Source organism: Microvirga sp. HS2 (assembly GCF_055792805.1).
Genome location: NZ_JBVVAJ010000078.1, coordinates 1 through 4,814 on the forward strand (window position 1 = coordinate 1; position 4,814 = coordinate 4,814).

At 68.0% G+C, this 4,814-nt stretch carries 1 protein-coding gene; it reads left to right on the top strand.

Annotated features, from left to right (window positions below; translation table 11 throughout):
• Nucleotides 1–12: 12 nt before the first annotated feature.
• Nucleotides 13–4,814, top strand: a 4,802-nt coding sequence (locus ACS5Q0_RS27285; protein WP_473129755.1) for an NAD-glutamate dehydrogenase, incomplete at its 3' end; no start/stop codon positions are given.

The window sequence follows — 4,814 nt, forward strand, 5'->3', positions numbered from 1 at the left end:
GAGGATACGCGCATGAAGCTGGAAACGCCGACCAGCGGAAGCGAACTGACGGCCGAGGCCGTTGCGGTTCTGGAAGCCGGGCACAAAGCCATTCCCCCCACCTTCGTCCGCGATCTCTACGGGCGCGTTCCGCCCGAGGATCTGGCGGCCTATTCGCCGGCGGCGCTCGCCGAGCTGGCCGCGGCGGCTTACGAGCACCTCAAGGCTCCCCGGGTCGGGGGAGGGGAGGACATCCGCCTCGTCGATCTGGAGGTCGAGCGCGAGGGCCGCCGCCGGGATGTGACGGTTCTCGAAATCGTCAACGACAACATGCCCTTCCTGCTCGACTCGACCCTCGCCGAGGTGGTCGACCAGGGCTACGAGCCGTATCTCGTCGCGCATCCGATCCTGGCCGTGGAGCGCGACGCCCAGGGCAGCCTCGTGCGCCTCGTAGGCGAGGCCACCGGCACGGGCCGGCATGGCGTCAAGCGCGAGAGCTTCATTCATATTCATCTGCCCCGCATCGACGACGCCGAGACCCGCGAGCGGCTGATCGAGGCCCTGCGCCGCGTCCACAAGGACGTCTCGCTCGCCGTGCACGACTGGCCCGGCATGCGCGCCCGCATCACCGAGATCGTTCAGAACTACCGCCTCAACCCGCCGCCGCTGCCCGACGACGAAGTGAAGGAGGCCGTGGCTTTCCTCGACTGGATCGCGCGCGACAACTTCACGTTCTTGGGCCTTCGCGAATACCGGCTGCCGGCCGGAGACGCCGCGGCGGATCCCGTGGAAGGATCGGGCCTGGGGCTCCTGCGCGACCCTTCCGTGCGTGTGCTGCGCCGCGGGCGCGAACTCGTGGCGATGACGCCGGAAATCCGCGCCTTCCTGGACAAGCCCAAGGCGCTCATCATCACAAAGGCGAACGTCAAGTCGCGCGTCCATCGCCGCGCGCATCTCGATTATATCGGCGTCAAGCTGTTCGATTCGGACGGCAGGCTGCAGGGCGAGCTGCGCATCGTCGGCCTCTTCACCGCGAGCGCCTATACCAACACCACGGCGGAAGTGCCGTATCTGCGCCACAAGGTGGCGAAGGTGGTCCAGCGGGCCGGGTTCGATCCGTCGAGCTACGCGAGCCGCGCGCTGCTCAACGTTCTCGAGAATTACCCGCGCGACGAGCTGTTCCAGATCGACGAGGACACCCTTTATCACTTCGCCATCGACATCATGAACCTGTCGGAGCGTCCGCGCGTGCGGGCGCTGGCGCGGGCCGACGAGTTCGACCGCTTCGTCTCGGTGCTCGTCTTCGTGCCGAAGGATCGCTACGACACGAGCGTGCGCCAGCGCATCGGCCAGTTCCTCGCGGCCATCTACGAGGGGCGCGTTTCCGCTTCCTATCCGGCCTATCCCGAAGGTCCGCTCGCGCGCACCCACTACATCATCGGGCGCGACGAGGGGCAGACCCCGCAGGTCTCCCGCGACACGCTGGAGAAAGGGATCGCGTCGATCGTGCGCACCTGGGGCGATTCGTTGCGCGACCAGCTCGCCGAGACCATCGGCGGCGTGCGCGCCCGCGCGCTCGCGGCCCGCTACGCGGATGCCTTCAGCGCGGCCTATCGCGAGGCCTTCGGGGCCGATCAGGCGATCAAGGACATCGCGCTTCTGGAGCAGTTGTCCGAAGCCCGTCCCCGGGCGGTCGATCTCTATCGCCGCGAGGGAGACGGCGAGACCCGCGTCAACCTGAAGGTGTTTTCGCGCGGCGCTGCGCTGCCCCTGTCCGACCGCGTCCCGCTGCTCGAAAATCTCGGCTTCAGGGTGGTGAACGAGCGAACCTACCGGGTGGTCTCCACGGGCGTGACCGGCATGGACCGCGTCTGGCTCCACGACATGGCGCTCGAGCGCGCGACGGGCGGCGCGATCAGGATCGACGAGATCCAGGCGCTCATCGAGGCGGCCCTGCTCGCCCTGTTCCGGGGCCTCGCGGAATCGGACGGCTTCAACCGTCTCGTGCTCGAAGCCGGGCTCGGCTGGCGCGACGTGGCGATGGTGCGCACGCTCGGCCGCTACCTGCGCCAGATCCAGGTGGCCTACGCGCAGGATTACCTGGCCAACACGCTGGCCCGCCATGCCGCGATCACCACGAACATCGTCAAGCTCTTCTACATGCGCTTCGATCCCCGCCACGGGGGCAAGGCGGAGGCCGAAGCCGCCGTTCGCGCGACCATCGAGGAGCAGCTCAAGGACGTCACGAGCCTCGACGACGACCGCATCCTGCGGCGCTTCATCAACCTGATCGAAGCCGCGGTGCGCACCAATTTCTTCCAGCTCGAGGGCAACGGCCTGCCGCGCCAGACCATCGCGTTCAAGTTCGAATGCGCGAAGGTCGAGGGCCTGCCGCTGCCGAAGCCTCTCTACGAGATCTTCGTCTACTCGCCGCGGGTCGAAGGCGTGCATCTGCGCTACGGCAAGGTGGCGCGCGGCGGCCTTCGCTGGTCCGACCGCCCGCAGGATTTCCGGACCGAGGTGCTGGGTCTCGTGAAGGCCCAGCAGGTCAAGAACGCCGTGATCGTGCCGGTCGGCGCGAAGGGCGGCTTCGTGCCGAAGCGGCTGCCGCCCGCGAGCGACCGTCAGGCCTGGCTCGCGGAAGGCACCGAGAGCTACCGCATCTTCGTGCGCACGCTCCTGCAGCTGACCGACAACATCAAGGGCGATCACGTGGTGCCGCCTGCCGACACCGTGCGCCATGACGGGGACGATCCCTATCTCGTGGTGGCGGCCGACAAGGGCACGGCCACCTTCTCCGACATCGCCAACGAAATCTCTCTCGACAAGGGGCATTGGCTGGGCGACGCCTTCGCGTCCGGCGGCAGCCAGGGCTACGACCACAAGAAGATGGGCATCACCGCCCGCGGCGCGTGGGAGGCGGTGAAGCGCCACTTCCGCGAGATGGACATCGACATCCAGAAAGAGCCGGTGACGGTGGCGGGCGTGGGCGACATGTCCGGCGACGTGTTCGGCAACGGCATGCTGCTCTCGCCGGCGATCAAGCTGGTGGCCGCCTTCGACCACCGCGACATCTTCCTCGATCCGTCTCCGGATCCGGAGACGTCGTACAAGGAGCGCGAACGCCTCTTCAATCTGCCGCGTTCGAGCTGGCAGGATTACGACAAGGCGCTGATCTCGTCTGGCGGCGGCGTCTTCCCGCGCAGCGCGAAATCGATCAAGCTGTCTGCGGAAATGCGCGCGCTGCTCGACCTCGACAAGGACGAGGCGACGCCTGCGGAAGTGATGACCGCCATTCTCAAGGCCGATGTGGGCCTGCTCTGGTTCGGCGGCATCGGCACCTATATCCGCTCTTCGGCAGAAACCGACGAGCAGGTGGGGGACCGCGCCAACGATGCGATCCGCATCACTGGCGCGGATGTGCGCGCCAAGGTGATCGGCGAGGGTGCCAATCTCGGCATGACCCAGCGCGGGCGCATCGAGGCGGCGCAGAGCGGCGTCCGCCTCAACACCGACGCCATCGACAACTCGGCGGGCGTCAACACCTCCGACGTGGAGGTGAACATCAAGATCGCGCTCACCACGCCTGAGCGCGACGGGCGGCTGACGCAGGAAGCGCGCAACGCGCTTCTCGCCGACATGACCGACGAGGTCGCGGGCCTGGTGCTCCGCAACAACTACCTGCAGTCCCTGGCGCTCTCGCTCTCCGAGCGGCGCGGCGTCGCCGATCTCGGCTTCGCCAGCCGCCTCATGCAGATGCTGGAGGCGCAAGGGCGCCTCAACCGCAAGGTGGAATACCTGCCCGACGACGCCGCTCTCACCGAACGCGCCCGTCGCGGCGAGGCCCTCACCCGGCCGGAACTCGCCGTGCTGCTGGCTTACGCCAAGCTCTCGCTGCACGACGAACTGCTCGACAGCGCCGTTCCCGACGATCCCTATCTCGGCAAAGAGCTCGACCGCTACTTCCCGGCGGCCATGCGCGAGCGCTTCCCGGATGCGATCGCAGGCCACCGCCTGCGCCGCGAGATCATCGCGACGCAGCTCGCCAACGCCATCATCAACCGGGGCGGCCCGACCATGGTGGCCCGTCTCGTGGATCAGACCGGAGCGGATGCGCCGACGATCGCGGCCGCCTATGCCGCCACGCGCGATTCCTTCGGCCTGACAGAGTTGAACGTCGCCATCGACGCCCTCGACGGGGTAGTGCCGGGCGCGCTGCAGCTGCGTCTTTACGGCGAGCTGCAGGACCTGCTGATGAACCGCATCGTCTGGTTCATCCGCAACGTGGATTTCTCGAGCCACTCCCTCGACACGATCATCGGCGCCTACCGGTCCGGGATCGCGGAGATCGAGCGCGGCCTGCCTGATACCCTGTCGCCCGAGGCGCTCGCCGCCTTGAACGCCCGCGCGGCCGCTCTGATGGAGCAGGGCACGCCCGAGGATCTGGCGCGCCGCATCGCGGCCCTGCCGGATCTGGTGGCGGCTCCCGACATCGTGCTCACTGCGCAGAAGACGGGCAAGCCCGTGAGCGACATCGCCTGCACGCATTTCGCCCTCGAAGCGGCCTTCCGCCTCGGGTCGCTCATTAGCGCGGCGCACGAGATCACGGTCGGCGATTACTTCGACCGCCTCGCCCTCGATCGCGCCATCGACAGCATCGCCTATGCCCATCGCGGCCTCACGGCGGAGGTCGCCGCGCAGGACCTCTCCGGCGCGGAGGCGGTCCGGGCCTGGAGCGAGAAGCGGGGCGCCGACGTGGAGCGCATCCGAAGCGCGGTCGACAGCATCGTGTCCTCGGGCCTCACCCTGTCCAAGATCACCGTGGCGGCGAGCCT